The organism is Paucilactobacillus wasatchensis (assembly GCF_000876205.1).
GTDB classification, from domain to species: domain Bacteria; phylum Bacillota; class Bacilli; order Lactobacillales; family Lactobacillaceae; genus Paucilactobacillus; species Paucilactobacillus wasatchensis.
On the sequence record NZ_AWTT01000005.1, the window covers coordinates 1 to 18,288 of the forward strand.

The 18,288-nt window shown below is 39.9% G+C and carries 15 protein-coding genes; 9 read left to right on the forward strand and 6 right to left on the reverse strand.

Annotation, left to right across the window (positions count from 1 at the left end):
* Positions 1-122: 122 nt before the first annotated feature.
* Positions 123-965: a hypothetical protein gene (locus WDC_RS01585; protein ID WP_156126976.1), complete on the forward strand. Its 843-nt coding sequence runs from the start codon at positions 123-125 to the stop codon at positions 963-965.
* A 490-nt stretch (positions 966-1,455) separates the two neighbouring features.
* Here the strand turns inward: WDC_RS01585 and WDC_RS01590 are convergent, their stop codons facing one another.
* Positions 1,456-2,835, reverse strand: coding sequence for a C69 family dipeptidase (locus WDC_RS01590; protein ID WP_044010120.1), 1,380 nt, complete (start codon positions 2,833-2,835; stop codon positions 1,456-1,458).
* A gap of 168 nt (positions 2,836-3,003) precedes the next feature.
* Between WDC_RS01590 and WDC_RS01595 the strand changes: the two genes are divergently transcribed.
* The 3 genes from WDC_RS01595 to glpK are packed head-to-tail and all read left to right on the forward strand — an operon-like array spanning position 3,004 to position 6,101.
* Positions 3,004-3,189, forward strand: coding sequence for a 2-hydroxymuconate tautomerase (locus WDC_RS01595; protein WP_044010066.1), 186 nt, complete (start codon positions 3,004-3,006; stop codon positions 3,187-3,189).
* A 52-nt stretch (positions 3,190-3,241) separates the two neighbouring features.
* A complete protein-coding gene (lysA, locus tag WDC_RS01600) occupies positions 3,242-4,555 on the forward strand; it encodes a diaminopimelate decarboxylase (protein ID WP_044010067.1) in 1,314 nt (437 codons plus the stop codon).
* Positions 4,556-4,592: 37 nt separating this feature from the next.
* Complete coding sequence (glpK, locus tag WDC_RS01605; protein ID WP_044010068.1) at positions 4,593-6,101, forward strand: glycerol kinase GlpK; 1,509 nt, start codon at positions 4,593-4,595, stop codon at positions 6,099-6,101.
* Between the two features lie 51 nt (positions 6,102-6,152).
* Here glpK and WDC_RS01610 read toward each other — a convergent pair whose 3' ends face one another.
* Complete coding sequence (locus WDC_RS01610) at positions 6,153-6,965, reverse strand: Cof-type HAD-IIB family hydrolase (protein WP_044010069.1); 813 nt, start codon at positions 6,963-6,965, stop codon at positions 6,153-6,155.
* 166 nt (positions 6,966-7,131) lie between these two features.
* Between WDC_RS01610 and WDC_RS01615 the strand changes: the two genes are divergently transcribed.
* Positions 7,132-8,481 (forward strand): RsmF rRNA methyltransferase first C-terminal domain-containing protein, encoded by a 1,350-nt coding sequence (locus WDC_RS01615; protein ID WP_044010070.1) that lies wholly within the window; start codon positions 7,132-7,134, stop codon positions 8,479-8,481.
* Between the two features lie 51 nt (positions 8,482-8,532).
* Here the strand turns inward: WDC_RS01615 and fni are convergent, their stop codons facing one another.
* From fni to mvk, 4 genes are read right to left on the reverse strand one after another with little or no spacing between them, the layout of a single operon-like run.
* Positions 8,533-9,573, reverse strand: coding sequence for a type 2 isopentenyl-diphosphate Delta-isomerase (fni, locus tag WDC_RS01620; RefSeq protein WP_044010071.1), 1,041 nt, complete (start codon positions 9,571-9,573; stop codon positions 8,533-8,535).
* A 13-nt stretch (positions 9,574-9,586) separates the two neighbouring features.
* Complete coding sequence (locus WDC_RS01625; RefSeq protein WP_044010121.1) at positions 9,587-10,672, reverse strand: phosphomevalonate kinase; 1,086 nt, start codon at positions 10,670-10,672, stop codon at positions 9,587-9,589.
* Between the two features lie 29 nt (positions 10,673-10,701).
* The gene (gene mvaD / locus WDC_RS01630) at positions 10,702-11,673 is read right to left on the reverse strand and encodes a diphosphomevalonate decarboxylase (RefSeq protein WP_156126981.1); all 972 of its coding nucleotides are present in this window, start codon (positions 11,671-11,673) and stop codon (positions 10,702-10,704) included.
* Positions 11,663-12,622 (reverse strand): mevalonate kinase, encoded by a 960-nt coding sequence (gene mvk / locus WDC_RS01635; RefSeq protein WP_044010073.1) that lies wholly within the window; start codon positions 12,620-12,622, stop codon positions 11,663-11,665. The genes mvaD and mvk overlap by 11 nt, the downstream gene beginning before the upstream one ends.
* 204 nt (positions 12,623-12,826) lie before the next feature.
* On the opposite strand from mvk, the gene WDC_RS01640 reads away from it, so the two are divergent.
* The 4 genes from WDC_RS01640 to WDC_RS01655 all read left to right on the forward strand — a co-directional run bounded on the left by WDC_RS01640 (position 12,827) and on the right by WDC_RS01655 (position 18,268).
* Positions 12,827-15,637 (forward strand): helicase C-terminal domain-containing protein, encoded by a 2,811-nt coding sequence (locus WDC_RS01640; protein ID WP_082040888.1) that lies wholly within the window; start codon positions 12,827-12,829, stop codon positions 15,635-15,637.
* Positions 15,638-15,708: 71 nt separating this feature from the next.
* A complete protein-coding gene (locus tag WDC_RS01645; RefSeq protein WP_044010075.1) occupies positions 15,709-16,209 on the forward strand; it encodes a cell wall elongation regulator TseB-like domain-containing protein in 501 nt (166 codons plus the stop codon).
* A gap of 24 nt (positions 16,210-16,233) precedes the next feature.
* Positions 16,234-17,529: an asparagine--tRNA ligase gene (asnS, locus tag WDC_RS01650; RefSeq protein ID WP_156126977.1), complete on the forward strand. Its 1,296-nt coding sequence runs from the start codon at positions 16,234-16,236 to the stop codon at positions 17,527-17,529.
* A 25-nt stretch (positions 17,530-17,554) separates the two neighbouring features.
* Positions 17,555-18,268, forward strand: a complete 714-nt coding sequence (locus tag WDC_RS01655; protein ID WP_082040889.1) for a DnaD domain-containing protein — start codon at positions 17,555-17,557, stop codon at positions 18,266-18,268.
* Positions 18,269-18,288: the final 20 nt, after the last annotated feature.

Consider the following 18,288-nt stretch of genomic DNA (forward strand, 5'->3'; position numbering starts at 1 on the left):
GATGATTTTTATACCATATTAATAAGTAATTGCTTTTAAAACAATAATTAGATATTATATGTTTATGAGTATGATGTAAATTTGGGGGATTTTAGAATGAGAAAAAAGTATTTGGTGAAATTGTGGCAGTATCCAGCATATTTATGTTGACTGCTTGTGGTAATACTTCAGAAAATAAAAAAACAAACAGTGCTGACAAACAAGTTGTTTCAGCCAAAAAAGTTAGTGATCCATATAAAAATTTATCCAAACAATCTAGAAAACTAGTGCAAGTAGCAGATAAAGCGGTGGCTAAAGTCGTGGCTGCTAAGTTAGCAATTGTGAATAACAATAAGGATAAGTTGTCTACTGATGAGTTAAATGCTTTAATTAACAAAGCCCAGGCTAAAATTGCGGCAATTAAAGGCGAATCAAAGACGTTGAAGGTGGTCCGTCAAACATATACTGACATTTTAACGGTGGCCAAGAAGCCTAGCTTGGAGGCTTTACAAGCTACTAGAACAACTATTGCCAATCTAAAGGATAGTGCATTGGCCCAACATATAAAAAAGACCGTTGAGAAGAGCTTGATTAAAATTGTGGCGAAAATAAGTAATGTGACAGATAAAAAGATTGCTGAAGAATCAAAAGTCGGTTCAGCAACTCAAGCAAGTAGCGCCCAGCAAACCAGCGCAGCTTCAACTGGTTCAGGTAATACAGGTGCGACAGCTCAAAGTAACTCTCAATACACGGCACCTCAAAGTAGTACCACAAGTTCACAACGGACTTATAGTGGTACTCCGAGTCGGAGCAGTAATTCACAAACCAATTCTTCATCCAGTTATCGGGCACCAGCAAGTAATAACAATGCTCAAAAAGCGGACTCACAAGCATCACAAAATACTGGAAAAGGAGCTAACGAGATGTCTGTGCCCGGGACAGGCTATGTCACAGCAAATAATGTTCCAATGGGTGATTGGTTCTAATAATAATTCTGATGCCCCGTATATTCATCCCCTTAGTCGTCCTATTAAGTAGACCGGCTTTTAATTTGGCGTTATATATCGTAGAATAGCTACTTTATAAGACAAAGGAGACAAACGAGCTATGAAAGTGATGAAATTCGATTCCCACGTGACCTTCGTCGATCCACCCGAGGTCCAAATCCAGTAAAATGAAACCGCCCACGCCAAGTAACTCTTGTTAGAAGCCTTCCAATTATTGGCCAAGAGTGACCAGAGGGTGATGCAAGAATCCCAAGCCTTCCTCAAGGAGTTGGACGCATGAAACCAGGATCTAACGGTCAAATGGGGGCAACTAGTCGATGCAAAAATGATTTAAATCGATAAACTATCACGTCAACTTACTTTCATAACCAATTGCATTAACAGAGTATCACAGAATGCATATAACAGCAGACAACCAATTCAAAGCAAAGACTCTAACCTTATTTTGAAATTAAGATTAGAGCCTTTTTTATAGATTTTCATCTGTTTTAAAATTAAGTGGTGACAAATCCGTTGCCTGGGTAATCAACGTTGCCGCCAGGCTACGGTACTGGGTTAAAGCTAAATCTGACAACTCTTTTGCCTTTTTATTTGCTAATGAAACCCGTTGCGATTCATCTAGCTTACCGAGCTCTTGGTCAATTGCTACAATCGATTGCCGCAAACTCAGGTTGATTTCATTTTGTGTTTTTTCCAACTGTGGCCAGAACTGATGCAGGTGACTATCACCTAAAACGCCAACTAGTTTAAAAATCCAATAGGCCGATTGGGGTGAGTAGGTGCTTTTGCCACGTTGATAGACGGCGGGGGTTTCACTTAAATTTGCCAAAAATGGCACGTAAACGCTTTGTGCCGCCACGCCCATTGCCAACCAGTGAATATTGACAGTCGGCCTGTTCATCTGTAAGACGTGCGATTCCTGCGTTTTAGCGAGGCTAATTGGTCGATACTTATGTTTATCAGTAGAGTCACCAGGACCAATTGGATCAAAGGCAGTTCCTTCAAAGTGCGAACTAAGGTAGTTTTGCACGTCCGTAATTGAAATTAGTTGGTCCGGTTTCATAATGAAGGGCAGGTTGTTTGACTCCGGTTCTTCATCAATTGCTTTTTTGGGACTAAACTTCTGGTGACCAGACCAAACGCGTGGATTATTGTAAACAGCGTCAGACCCGTCATGAGTGCCAAAAATTTGGCGAAAATTGAATGTCTCCGGTTGTGGGTTCAAGTGGTTATCAGCTACAAAAGATTCAATCTCAGGATGATACATAAAGTGATCGTGATCGTTAAAATCAATTGTCTGAATACTAAGTTGATTGGAAATAACTGCGTAACTGTCAGTTGGAATTTGTTGTGCCACCCAATAATGGCCGCCCGCTGTCTCCAGATACCAAGCCTCATCATTATCTGCAAACAAAATACCATTAGTTTCACCAGTACCAAATTGTGCAATGATTTGGCCTAACCGAGCAACTCCTTCACGAGCAGTATGAATAAAAGGGAGCACCACGGTTACCATCGCTTCTTCATTGATTCCATCTTTAACTAATGGATCAATCGCTAACACATTATTGTTGGTGTAAGCACTCTCAGTGGCACTCATGGCAACGTCAAATTCGTTAATACCATCTTCTTCAAACAAGCCAAACTTATCGGTCCATTCTGGTGTGGCACTATACTTGGCACTATGGGCTGGTAGTTTGAGCGAAAAGCCATTATCTTTGGAAACAAACTGCTCCGGTAAGTCGCCAGCTGGGTGCACGATGAAGTGCTTTGGCCAGGCGGCTTTTGAGTCTTCGTTGCGGCCAATCATAATGGAACCATCCAAACTAGCTTTTTTTCCGACCAGCATACTAGTACAGGCAGAATATTTTTTTGTTACCACATTATCAAATCCTTCAGTTAGAATATTGTTATTTTACCGCACTCTAGTTAGTAACACTATTATTTCAATTGAACAATTGGCAAGATACTATTTTTCCAGTATAATAAAAACAACTTTTAAGATGAGGTGAAGAAGATGCCATTAGTACATATCGACTTAGTAGCTGGACGCTCTGAGGAACAGTTGACTACATTAGTTAAGGATGTAACAGATGCGATTGCCAAAAATGTGAATGTCCCAGCTGAACGAGTTCACATTGTGTTGAACGAAATGCAACCTAACCGCTACAGTGTGGGCGGAACCTTAGTTAGCGACAATTAACATCAAAAACAGTGTTTAAACACTGTTTTTTATTTGAAACGGGGGAATTGAAATGAGTACACAAATTGGGACGGCAGATGTTAATCAAGCAGGTCATTTGTTGGTTGGTGGTGTTGATGCAGTTAAGTTGGCAACAGAGTATCAGACACCTTTAATTGCGTATGACGTCAGCAAAATCAGGCAACAGATTCATCATTTTAAAGCAATATTTGATTCAGCCCAAGTCAAATACCAAATTAGTTATGCCAGCAAGGCATTTGCTACGATTGCAATGTATCAGCTGATTAACCAAGAACAAATCCACTGTGATGTTGTTTCTGGTGGTGAACTATACACAGCAGTTAAGGCCGGTTTCCCAATCGATAAAGTCTCGTTTCATGGCAATAATAAATCACGCGAGGAATTGCAGTTTGCCTTGGAACACCAAATTGGTTGTATTATTATCGATAATTTCCATGAGATTGAATTACTAAGGGAATTGACCGAAAAGTCACAACAATCTGTCGACGTGATGCTGCGTGTCACACCCGGTGTTTCGGCCCATACACATGAATACGATATGACTGGTCAGGAAGATTCAAAATTTGGTTTCGACATCAAAAGTGGGCAAGCTGACCAAGCAATTCAGCAAATCATTGCCACCCCTTATCTAAATCCAGTTGGTATTCATTGCCACATTGGGTCACAGATTTTTGCCATTGAAGGGTTTATATTAGCAGCCCAAAAGATGATGCAACTCGTGCTCGACTGGAAAAATAAGTTTAATTTTGAAACACCAATTGTGAATCTAGGCGGCGGCTTTGGTATTCGTTACACGGATGATGAGCAGCCATTGCAACCAGAAGTATTTATTCAAGCAATCATTGACGAAATCAAAAAAATTGCCACCAAAAATAATCTAAAACTGCCTGAAATTTGGATTGAACCGGGGCGTTCCATTGTCGGGGCAGCAGGTGTATCATTGTACACGGTGGGTTCGCACAAGAGTATTCCAGGCGTGCGTAATTATCTCGCAGTTGATGGTGGCATGGGCGACAACATTCGTCCCGCTCTTTATCAAGCTAAGTATGAATCTGTTGTTGCTAATAAAATGAATGAACCAACAGCACAAACAGTATCGATCGCTGGTAAGTATTGTGAATCCGGTGATATGTTGGCCTGGGACCAAAAATTACCAGCAACACAGGCCGGTGATATTGTAGCTATGTTGGACACTGGAGCTTATGGTTATTCAATGGCCAGTAATTACAATCGTAACCCCCGTCCAGCTGTTGTTTTTTGTGAGAATGGGAAATCACAGTTGGTGGTTAAACGAGAGCAGTGGCAAGATATGACCGCATTGGATTTGCCACTAATAGAGAGTTGATTAGTACTTTAATCAATTTTTGAGAGGATGAATTAATTTGACTGATCAACAATATATTATGTCAATTGATCAAGGAACGACCAGTTCAAGAGCCATTATTTTCGATCATAGTGGCAAAGAAGTTGCTAAGGCCCAGCAAGAGTTTAACCAGTATTTTCCTGAACCAGGCTGGGTGGAACACGATGCACTCGAAATTTGGGATAGTGTCCAATCTGTGATTTCAGATGTCATGATCCAATCGCAAATTAAGCCCTATAAAATTGCTTCTATTGGAATTACAAATCAGCGCGAAACAACTGTTATTTGGGACCGACACACCGGCAAGCCAATTTATCATGCGGTTGTTTGGCAGTCTAAACAAACTAGTGCAATTGCCGACCAACTAATTGCCGATGGCTATCGTAAATTCATTCACGATAAAACTGGCTTAGTGATTGACTCATATTTTTCTGCAACAAAGATTAAATGGATTTTAGACCGAGTTCCTGGTGCGCGTGAGAAGGCAGCTCGCGGGAATTTATTATTTGGCACCATCGACAGTTGGTTGCTGTGGAATTTGACTGGTCATAAAGTGCACGCGACGGACGTAACCAATGCAAGTCGAACAATGCTTTACAATATCCATGAATTAAAATGGGATCAGGATATTCTAGATTTACTAGATATTCCGGCAGCCATGTTACCTGAAGTTAAGTCTTCGTCTGAAGTTTATGGTTATACAGGCGACTACCACTTCTTTGGGGTGCAGATTCCGATTGCTGGTATCGCTGGTGACCAACAAGCAGCCTTGTTTGGACAAACTGCCTTTGAAAAGGGCATGGTCAAAAACACGTATGGTACCGGTGCCTTTATTGTTATGAATACAGGCAAGGAACCCACTTTATCTGATAATGGACTACTAACAACCATTGCATATGGTTTAGATGGCGAAATTAACTATGCGCTAGAAGGAAGTATTTTTGTCGCCGGTTCAGCGGTGCAATGGTTACGTGACGGTCTCAAAATGGTGCAACACGCCTCTGATACGGAAAAATTAGCACTGACAGCGCAGACAACAAATGGCGTTTACGTTGTTCCATCTTTCACTGGTCTAGGCGCTCCGTATTGGGATCAAGAAGTGCGCGGGACGATGTTTGGCCTAACGCGGGGGACAACTAAAAATCAAATTATTCGAGCAACCCTCGAATCAATTGCATTTCAGACACGAGATGTGGTTGATACAATGGTAAAAGATACTGGCTTAAAATTACGGGCGTTGACCGTTAATGGAGGAGCTTCGCAAAATAGTTTTCTCATGCAGTTTCAAGCAGATATTTTACAGACGCCCATTTTAAGAGCTCAGATTGAAGAAACAACGGCACTAGGAGCGGCTTTCTTGGCTGGACTGGCAGTTGATTTTTGGCATGATCAGGATGAATTATTAAAGTTGAGCAGTTCGAGTGATGAATTCAATCCTAAAATGGAGCCAGCACGGTGTGAACAAATATACGCGGGCTGGCGTCAAGCAATTAAGGCAACGCAGTATTTTAGCCATCAAACTGACTAATAAAAAATGGAGACTGATAAGCATTAATTGCCTCTAGTCTCCATTAATCATTTATCGTGCTAATTTGAGATACGCTGATAAATAATGAGCCAAGCCGTCATGGTCATTGTCGTCTGCCGTAATATCATTAGCTACTTGCTTAATACTGGGAATTGCATTTTGCATGGCAATGCCACGACCAGCAAAACTAAGCATTTCAGCATCATTGTCTTCATCACCAAAAGCAATAATGTTTTGCTGATCAATGTTATATTGTTTTGCCAGGTAGGCAACACCGCGTGCTTTTTGAATACCTTTTGAAACAACCTCCAAGATGCTGTAAGGACCGCCCCAAACACGAACATCCACATCCGCACCGTACTTTTCAGTAATCTCGTGAATTAAGAGTTGTTTTTCAGTTGGATTATACTGTAGTGTTAGAGCAGTTGGATCGGATGTTAAATTGATTGAATTCAAAATTTCGTCTTTTGTAATTGAGGCGGGCAAGAAATCAGGCATCACATCACTTTGCTGGTTGGCCCATAAATTCATTTTATTTTCCGCAGTGATTGTTTTGATGCCAAGCTCAGAACTATGGCTTAATAAATCGAGGGCAATTTCGCGATTGATACTTTTTTGATATTCTGGCTTCCAATGTTGGTGGGGAACGTGTGCCAGGGCCCCATTAAAATTAACCATTGCAGATTTTAGTCCAAGTTGATCATAAAATTGACCTGAAATACGGTAGGACCTGCCGGTAACAATACTGACAATATGGCCTTCCTGCGCAGCTTGTCGGAGAGTTTCCACTGTTTGTTTAGAAAGTTGCGACTGATTATTCAAAGTTGTACCATCTAAATCGATGGCAATCAAATGTTGCTTCATAAATTTCACATCCTAATTATTAAACATTACATCAAACAAAGATAGCATAGAACGACAAAAATGACTAGTTGGACAGAGAATTAAATTGGCATTAAATCACTATAATTGCATATAGCAATTAATTAAATGTATAATACAATATCTTATTATAGGGGATCATTTAGCTATGGAGTTACCTACAGAATTTATTCAGAAATACCAACAATTATTGGGCAGTGAGTCGACCGACTTTTTGGCTTCTTTTCAGCAACCAAGTTTAAATGGGTACCGTATTAATCCACTCAAACAGGACTCAGTCAGTGATCCAAACTATTTGAATAATGAAAAAATCGATTATGTCGACAACGGTTTCTTTGGCTCTGTCAATGGTAAAAGCATCGATCACACTGCAGGATATTTGTACAGTCAGGAACCGTCAGCCATGTATGTTGGTGAAGTTGTCGACCCCCAACCAAATGAACGGGTACTGGATTTATGTGCGGCTCCTGGAGGTAAAAGCACCCAACTTGTTGCAAAAATGAATAACACAGGTTTACTTGTCAGCAATGAAATTTTCAGAAAACGTGCCAATATTTTAGCTGAGAATCTAGAACGATGGGGTGCCAAAAATACTCTCATTACCAACGCTAGTCCTGATAAATTGGCACCAAAATTCCCCACTTTTTTTGATCGCATTTTAGTTGATGCGCCTTGTTCAGGTGAGGGAATGTTCCGTAAGGACCCAGCAGCAGCTGATTATTGGAATTTAGATTATCCGGAAGAATGTGCTAATCGGCAGAGAAAAATATTAGCTTCTGCAATGCAAATGCTGCGTCCGGGAGGCACGTTAGTTTATTCTACCTGTACGTTTGCACCGGAAGAAGACGAACAAATAATTGCTTGGTTACTGGAAAAATATCCTGACTTAAGTCTCGAACCAATTAAAAAATATGCTGGAATGGATTCGGGCATGCCACAATGGGCTGATAATAATCCTGACTTGACTAAAACAGTCCGTTTATTTCCACATCACATTAAAGGTGAGGGCCATTTCATTGCTAAATTGAAGTTAGCACCTAGTGATACCGACAAACAATCGCAACCAATTCAGCAAACTACCACACTACCTAAAGACCAAATGGCTCTGTTTAATGAATTTATGACTGAAACACTCCCTCAGCTCCATTTTACTAATTTGATTACTTTTGGGGATCAATTGTATACACTACCAGCTGACACTCCAGATCTTAATCATTTGAGTGTTATTCGCCCAGGATTACACCTGGGGACATTCAAAAAACGTCGATTTGAACCATCTTTCGCACTTGCGCTGACATTATCAGCAGCTGATGTTAAAAATAAAATTGAAATTACAGAGGCTCAATGGCGCGCATATGTGCATGGCGACACTTTATCGTTGCAACATCAGTTAGCGAAGGGGTGGTACTTGCTGTTATGTGCGGGGCATTCGATTTGTTTTGGAAAAGTGGTTAATCAAACCGTCAAAAATTTTTATCCTAAAGGATTGCGATTTTAAAAAAAATAAGTTTTGAAACATTAAAATATGTTTCAAAACTTATTTTTAGATTCACATTAATTTGCGTTGATTGACGTAATTCAATAATTCAGCTGAAAGTACATAGGGAACATTAATTAAATCTTGAAAGTTAGTTACACCGCAAAGTAGTAACAACCGTTGAATCTCAGTTTCCCAGTTTGATAGTACACGGTCAAGTTCGTCAATGCCGTCTGTTACTAAAACATGCAGAAAATAGCCAGCAACACCAACCGCTTTCGCGCCCAACATACCACATTTGATTACATCAATCGGCGTTGTTACACCACCAGAAGCCAGAATAGCAAGCTGTTGCCGATATTGTTTGCCCTCGAGGAGTGATTCTGGTGTTGATTGACCCCAATAGTCTAAATCGTCAAATTGATTATCATGGTTGCGTCGGTTTTCAATTTGGGCAAAATTAGTTCCACCACGGCCACTGACATCAACATATTTGACACCTAAATCAATTAATTCTTGGAAAGTTTCTTGACCCATGCCAAAACCAACTTCTTTAACGATAATTGGAATATCAATTGCTGCTACTAACGTTTTAATATTTTCTCGCCATTTAAAATTGCGGTCACCTTCAGGCATGATCAACTCCTGGGCCACATTAACATGTAATTGCAGTGCATCTGCATTTAACATCGCAATGGCCTGTTTTGCTTGTGCCACAGATGAATCAGCTCCCAGATTGGCAAAAACAATACCAGTTGGATTTTCTTTTCGGATTATCGCAAAACTGTTTTTAACAGCTGGTTCTTTTATGGCGATACTCTGTGAGCCACTGGCCATCGCTAAATGGTGTTTGGCTGCCAAATGGGCAAGTTGGCGGTTCAATTCTCCAGTTTTTTCGCTACCACCAGTCATTGCTTCAATGTAAAAGGGACGTTGTAGCCTTAATTTTGCGCCAATATTAGTTTGTAATGAGACGTCGTTTAATTGCAATTCTGGCAAACTGCGATGAATAATTTTGACTTGCTCAAATGGATCTACACTGTGAGCATTAGCGTAATATTTTTGCGCTAATGAAACATGTTCGTCTTTTCTGTGCGCATGCTTAGATTCCATTAAATAAACCTCTCTATTCAGTAACACTTTGTTTGATCATATGAACGGTTAACCGTAGTCGCTCAATTTTATTTTTGGTCCATTGCTCAAACATATAGGTTAAATCGGTTTTTCGATCAATAATGACAATGCCACAATCACCGCCGCCAGCACCAGAAGTTTTAGCTGCACCGCCGAACTGTTCAGCAATTTCACACATTTTAGTTAGAGTAGGGGGCTCAATTGTGACGCCGGAAAAGTTGCTTAACTTTTTTAATAATTCACGGTTGTAACGAATTTCCGTTTGAACAATGTTAATGTTGGCCTGATGAAAGCCATCAATCATTCGTTGAATACACTTGCGACTTTCATTCAAGAACGTTTGATATTCACGTTGTTCACGTGCCTTAACCAGGGCTACTTTGTCTACTAACGTTGACGTTGAGGCCGGTGAGCCGGTCCAACCAATTAGTAATTGCAAGTTACTTGGCGCTGTTAGTTGTTCGATATTTAATCCTGGCCACTGCAATTCTAATAGTTTGGGTAAATCAAGTTGCTGGCGTTGCTCTGCCAACCATTGACGGTCAAATGAGTGATAGGCAATCCAGCCACCATACACGGACGCGGCAATATCGCCAAGCGACCCATTGCCCTGAACCTCAAAATGAGCAATTGCTGCTAGTTTGAATAATTTATTTTGGTCAACAGGTAAATGATAAAATTCACACAGAGCCTTAACAGTTGCCACGGTTACAGCTGCTGAGGAACCTAAGCCGTATTTTTTTCCGTCAGCACTATCCAGTTCACTATCAATTCGTAAATGGTAGACCTGCAATTTACGATCCAAGCTCCGTGCATATTGTTCAGTTATTTTAATTGCTGATAAAATGTAGTGAAAGGGGTTATCACGATTATCAAAAACCATTTCATCCCCATTACGACGCCAATAAAGTGAGTTTTCGTTGTATTGCCGAGAAACGATGCTCCCAACATCAGCACTCTTTTCGACACTGCAGGTAACAAATTGGTTTAAAGCTACAATAATTGCTGGATAGCCATTTTCTACGACGGCATACTCACCAGCAATATATAATTTTCCAGGTGCTTGCGCTGTAATCAACAAAACATGTCCTTTCATAACATGAAACGTTATTTTAAATATTGAATTCCTGGTCCCGGTTGAGAAACAACTAAATTATTGTGGCCAAACTGTTCGCTCAGCGCAGCTAAAATTACTTCTCGATCCTGATGGTGATAGATTACCTTCACATTTGGACCAGCGTCCAAAGTATAATAGCAGTTTATGCCATTGGATCGCAAGTCGTGAATCATGTCCATGGCTGTTAAACTGGCAGCATTAAAATACGTGAAACTTGGTTGAGCTGAAAGGGTTAGTGCATGCATTCGCATTGCATTTTCTTCTGCGATTTGCCCAATTAAATTTATATCTTTTTTTAATATTGCAGCTTTCATTGCTACCATATCGTTTTTGACCACTTCTTGCCAAGCAGGATAATAAGGTGAGGTTGCCACCACATTTTGCATACCAGAACGACTGGAAACTTTTTTGACACTGGTGTCAATTAGAATGGCAATCATTTCTAAGCCAAAATCAACCTGTTCGTCGATTGGGCTCGCAAATGATGTTTTGTCATCATGCCCTTTATGCCACTCAACTAAGCCACCAAAAATTGAACGAGTAGCAGACCCAGAACCTCGCCGTGCCAGTCGGGATAGCTCAGTAGCACTTAAATTCAGTTCTGCTGCTTTACTAGCAGCTGCTGCCAAAGCGGCAAAAGCGGAGGATGATGAGGCTAGTCCGGCTGAAATAGGCACATGGTTAACTGAATTAACATGCGCAAATAAATTAAATTGCCGCTGGTTTCTAATTAAATCCATGAAGTGAGCTAATTTTTGTTGATTGTGCTCACTAACTGGTTCAGCGTTAATTGAGAATTCATCATGTGTTAATTGCTCATCAAACTGCACAGACGTAGTGGTATAAAATTCATTTAGGGTGAGTGATAAACTATCGGTATAGGGGAGAATTAATTTTTGATCCTTTTTGCCCCAGTATTTGATTAAAGCAATATTTGTGTGCGCCCGGGCACTAGCGAACATCTTTGGCATAATTGCCTCCTAGTAGTGGCTGAATCCAAGTAGCAGTAGCACCGGCATCCACTAATTGCGCAGAAAGTTGCTGGGCGGCTTGCGCATTAGCAACTAACGCAATAATGCAGCCACCACGACCACCACCGGTTAGTTTAGCGCCTAAGGCATGATTTTGCAGCGCTACTTCAATCAAATTATCCACGTTGGGTTGGCTCACATTTAACAATTTAAGTTGTTCTTGAGCTTGAGACAAGGTCAGACCTAATTCGGTGATCGCACCGCTTTGTAGGAGTTCGCGTGTTTTTTTGGTCAAACGACCTAACGTTTCAATCTGTAACAAAGCTGCCTCATGGTCAATTATTAATTGCTGTTTAACGGCTTCAATTGCTTCGCTGGTCTGACCTTTAACACCACTGTCGGCAATTACAAGGCTACCGGTAACATTCATTTCAAGATGCTTTCCATTGTGCCCTTTGGTAAACCAAATTGGCTGGTTAGCACTCACCGTAGCTGCATCCAAGCCGCTAGGACTGCGGTGAGTAATTTGTTCTTCAATATCCGCATATTTGAGTAGTGTCTTTCTTTCTAGCTGACGATCATAAAAGTCAAAAAAAGCACGGACAATTGCAATTGCACTAGCCGCAGAAGATCCCATTCCACGTTCCGCCGGAAGCATACTAGTAATTTTCATATTCCAGCCATCAGTGTGACCACTGAATTCATTAATTAAAACATTAATTAATTTTTTAATTCCGGCCATACTTTTCGTTAACTGGTCAACGGGTCCACTAAAATAGCGGCTGTCGATTGTTTGGGGCAGGGTTGCTTGCCTAGTGAGCGTTACCGTGAGTTTAACTTCTGGCAAAGGCAGAGCAATGGCTGGTTGGCCATAGACAACACTATGTTCTCCAATTAAAATAATTTTGGCATGACTATTGCCAATTCCTGTGGTTTTCAAAAGAAAATCCTACTTTCTGTATTAAATCAACCACAATCATAACTCAAAAAGGAATTAGACAAAAGTTATTTTGTCTTAAACATTGATAAAGTCGTACCGAAAAGATGATCGCTAATTTAAATAAAATGGTAAACCAAATCAACAAATAGTATGATGAATAGTAAATAAGCACTCTTAAAATTTATTCAACAAATGGTGACAAAAATGCAGACTTCTCCAATCTATGCAGTAGTAGATCTTGAAACGACCGGAACTAATCTAAAAAATGGTGATCGCATTATCCAAATTGGATGTGTGCTAGTTTCGGACGGTCAAATTATTAATCACTTCCAGACCAATATTAATCCACGGATGCCAATTTCGACACCAATCTCACAATTGACCGGGATTACAAACGGTAGCGTTAAAAACGCACCATTGTTTGATGATGTCGCCGCGACTATCTATAGTCTCCTGAGCGATACAATTTTTGTGGCTCACAATGTTAATTTTGATTTTCCGTTTTTAAATGCTGAACTTGAAAAGGCCGGATTCCCAGAATTGAATATTCCGGCGATTGACACCGTTACTTTGAGCCAAATTTTGTTTCCAACTGCGCAAAGTTTTCGCTTGCGAGATCTGACTAGCCGGTTGAACATAAATCATGATTCACCACACAGTGCTGATTCAGATGCAGAGGCCACCGGGAAGCTATTAATTAAATTAATGCAAGCTCTTAGCGACGTGCCCACAAAAACATTGGAATCCATTACTCACTTGGGCTTAGAGCTACCATACGAAACGATGGACATATTTCAACGGGCAATTGATGCACGGCAGAATCGTAATCCAAAATTAGCTTCAAATTTATACATTAAAGATGGTATTGTGTTAAAAAAAGAGGCACCGATACCAACTGTTAATTTAGCTAAAACACCCAGCTATCCAAATTCTAAGAAGGCTAAGTTAAAAATTTTTGGTGAACAATTACGTTATCGTGGTAGTCAGGCAAAGATGATGAACATGATCTACAATAATTATTCACACGCGGTCCCTCAAAATTTAATTATCGAGGCAGGAACGGGTGTGGGTAAGACTTTGGGCTATTTAGTACCCATGCTCTACTTGACGTATCCAAATCAAAAAGTGGTGGTCAGTACAGCCACAAACGTTTTACAACAACAGATGGCTAGTAATGCGATGACTGAATTGAATGGTATTTTACCGTTTAAGGTTGGCTGTGTCGTCCTCAAGGGAAATGAACACTATTTAGATTTGGCCAAATTTATTCATTCACTCAGTGTAGTAGAGGACGCCAACCAGGTACAACTGATTAAGGCACGCTTACTAATTTGGTTGTTGCAAACCACAACTGGTGACTTAGATGAACTGCAACTAACTAGTTATCGCGCACCATACTTTAATGAAATTACTCACCAGGGAATTGCAAGCCTGAACCCACAGAACAATTTTCATGATGATGATTTTTTAATTCGCCGCCAACGTCAATTAGTGAGTGCCAATATTATTATTACCAATCATGCTTATTTAAGCCAGCACGCCCAAGAATTAGGTGAACAGCTTGAAGAACCATACCTGATAATTGATGAAGCACAGCATTTAAGTGAAAATATTTTGCGCCAATCACGACGCACATTGAATTTTCAATCAGTTATGACCGTTGCTCACCTGTTGCAAGGACTGGTAAATGAAGGGAACAATCGCAACCTGAGTGAAGTCTTTGCTCAGTTGCCAATGGGAATTTACAACGTTAAATTACTACGCACTGATTTAAGCGATTTGGAAACAGCAATTAAACAGTTTGAGCAGGCATTATACCGCCAATTCATGCTTAATATTTCATCCGCGGATGCCAACCAAATTATTGAACAACCAATTGATAATCACACGCTATTAAAGATGCTGAGTCCTAAAAACAGCATCCTAGCTTCAATTGAACAAGCTTTGGGCAGTATTCACTTGCACTTCAACGCCCTTCATCATCTGTTTGAAAGTCAGGCGAATCGCTGGTTAGCCAGTGATCGTTATTTGGTGACTCAATTTCAAAGTCAGTTGGTTCATCTGACCCAGGCCGATGAAACATTAAATCAATTTATCGAAATATTAAATAAACAGCTCGATGCCGCCGTTTTTTGGTTGACAGTGCAACAATCATTGGAACAAAGTACGATGCGGTTAAGTGGCGGTTTATTGACCACCAATCAATTTTTGATGAAACAAGTTTATCCGTACTTTAAACGACCTGCTTTTGTTGGTGCAACTTTATTTTCATCCAGCAGATCACAATTTCTTTATCATCAATTAGATCTCGATCAACAGACAACCAAAGTGAAAAAATTACCGTCACCGTTTAACTATGCCAAACAAAGTCGGTTGTTTGTTGCCGGCGATGCGCCAATAATTTCAGCACATAATTATCAAGAATATATTCATTATTTAAGTGATACAATTTATCAAATTACCAAAAATAACCCGCGTCAAACGATGATTCTATTCAATTCACTACTGACAATCGAACAAATATACAGCCAGTTGCGCAGCACTGATTTATTTACAAAACGAGATATTTTGGCGCAAGGAATTACTGGTAATAAGGAAAAATTATTAAAACAATTTGCTGCTGGGCAACAATCAATTTTGCTAGGCGCAGCTAGTTTTTGGGAAGGAATCGATCTGCCCAAGAGTCAACTGGAATTATTAATTATTACTCGCTTGCCATTTGATTCACCAGCGGCAGTTTTAACTAAGGCTGAAAATAATTGGCTGCAACAAAACCATAAAAATCCATTTTATAATTCTGCGTTACCTAAGGCAACATTGCGAGTACGCCAAGGATTGGGTCGGCTAATCAGAACAGAAGACGATCGTGGGGTTGCCATCATCCTTGATAAGCGAATTGTTGAACGTAAGTATGGCCAAACAATGTTAAAAACCTTGCCTGCTGATTTACCGGTTAAAACGTTGCCGACAACTGAAATTATTGAAGAAACCAAATCTTTTTTCTTTAAAAAATGATAATAATGGGCGTTGTACTCATTATTTTGCTATAATGGCATGCGATTACTGAAAAAAAGGGGACTAAATTTATGCCAAGCCGACAAAGAGGACAGCGGCGTTCACATCCAGTGCGGATAACAATTGTGGTTATTATTTTAATTTTTTTGTTTGGCTGGATTGTCTATGCGATTGGAAATCATCCACGAAATGAATCCAGAACACAGGCCATTTCATTAGCAAAAAAATATGCTCATTTGAAACATCCAGATAAATTTTATATTTATAATCGCGAACATACGTATTACACCATTACCGGTGAAAACCAGAAAAACAAAAAAATTCTTGTTGTCATTGCACAAAAAGGTGGCAAAATACGAGTGTTAAAGCAAGCTAATGGGATTACAAAAAATCAAGCATTAACCCAAATTTGGGCTAAGCGGGATCCCAAAAAGGTACTAAAAATTGCGCCAGGAATATTTAATGATCAACCAGTTTGGGAAATTTCTTATCTAAATCAAAAAGGAAATTTATGCTATGAACTGTTGAGCTTTAAGAGCGGCAAAAATATCCAAAAAATTGAAAATCTTTAATTATGAGTGATGGAGGAATTATTGTTGGAAACAATTAGTATTATTGATGCACCGGCACATGTCAACGAAACGGTTAAAATTGGTGTCTGGCTCACAGACAAACGGTCAAGCGGTAAGATTGCTTTTTTGCAGTTACGTGACGGTACTGCCTTTTTTCAGGGAGTTGTCTTGAAAAATGAAGTTAGCGAAACTGTATTTAATACCGCCAAACGACTACGTCAGGAGACCAGCTTTTGGGTGACCGGAGAAATTCATGAAGATAGTCGGTCAAAATTTGGCTATGAAATTCAAGTGGCTGAAATTGAAATCATTGGTGAAAGTGAAGATTATCCAATTACACCGAAGGATCATGGTGTTGATTTTTTGATGGATCATCGTCATTTATGGCTACGTTCTAGTCGACCGCATGCAGTTTTAACGATTAGAAATGAAGTAATTCGAGCAACTTATGAGTTTTTTAATCAGGAAGGGTTTACTAAGATTGATGCGCCAATTTTAACTGGTAGTGCACCCGAAGGAACGACAGATTTATTTCATACTGAGTATTTTGACCACGACGCCTATCTATCTCAAAGCGGTCAGTTATACGAAGAGGCCGGTGCAATGGCATTTGGCAAAGTTTTTTCGTTTGGGCCAACTTTTAGAGCAGAAAAATCAAAAACCCGCCGTCATTTAATTGAATTTTGGATGATTGAACCTGAAATGGCTTTTATGTACCAAGAGGAAAGCTTAGCGGTACAAGAAAAATATGTCGCATTTCTAATTAGAAATGTGATCGACCACTGTCAAAGTTCACTGGAAACACTTGGCCGGGATCCTAAGGTCTTGGAAAAATACACCAAAACCCCATATCCACGGATTAGTTATGACCGGGCAATCGAGATGTTAAATGAGGGTGGCATGAATATTACCTGGGGAACGGATTTTGGTTCACCAGAAGAAACTTATTTAGCAGATCAATTTGAGCAACCTGTTTTTATTTTGAACTACCCTAAAGCAATCAAGGCCTTTTACATGAAACCACACCCAACCAGAGATGATGTGGTCATCTGTGCTGATTTATTAGCACCTGAAGGCTATGGTGAGATCATTGGTGGCTCTGAACGAGCAACTGATTACAATTACCTGCTAGAGCAGATTAAAAAGGCTGGCTTAGATCCTGCTGAATATTCATGGTACTTGGATTTACGTAAGTATGGATCGGTTCCTCATTCTGGCTTTGGTTTGGGATTAGAACGCGCCCTAACTTGGATTACTGGCGAAGATCATGTTCGTGAGGCAATTCCATTTCCACGATTATTAAACCGTATTTATCCATAGGCTGCAAAACGGGGGACTGATAATATTGGAAAAAAATGAAGCTAACTTCATGAATGATTATATTAGTGCTGGACAGACCGTCATCAGCAATTTGCTGCTCCACCATTATCGACAACTGGGCATGACAACAGCACAATTGATGGTCTTTTTACAATTAAAATCTTACATTGACCGTGGAATGGTGTCACCAGACATCTCATTGGTGGCGCAAAACTTAGGAACAGAACCAACTCAGGTTTATGAACTAATGCACCAAATGATCGAACAAAAATTAATGACGCATAAAACACAGAGCGATGAAAATGGTAAACAAAGTGATTATTATGATTTTTCAGTCTTGCTCGAAAAATTAGTACAACTGGATCAACAACAAATGACCAGTTCAAAAACAGCAACAAAAACAAATCAGCGTTCAGATGTATTTGATAAAATAGAAGTTGAATTTGGACGGCCGCTTTCTCCAATTGAATTAGAAACTGTTTCAAAATGGATTGATGAAGACAACTATTCAGCTGAACTAATCCTGATTGCACTTCAAGAAGCGGTACTCAATCAAGTATGGAACCTCAAATATATGGATCGAATTTTGCGAAGCTGGGAAAAACAACATATCTCGACACCACAGCAAATTGACCAACAGCGAAAGAACAGAACAAAGCAGCAGGGAAACAGTAATCAGCAGCGTCAGACGAAACCAAGTGGACCAGAAATTCCACTTTTTAAAATTAGTGATGAATAATAACTTTGATCAAAAAAGCT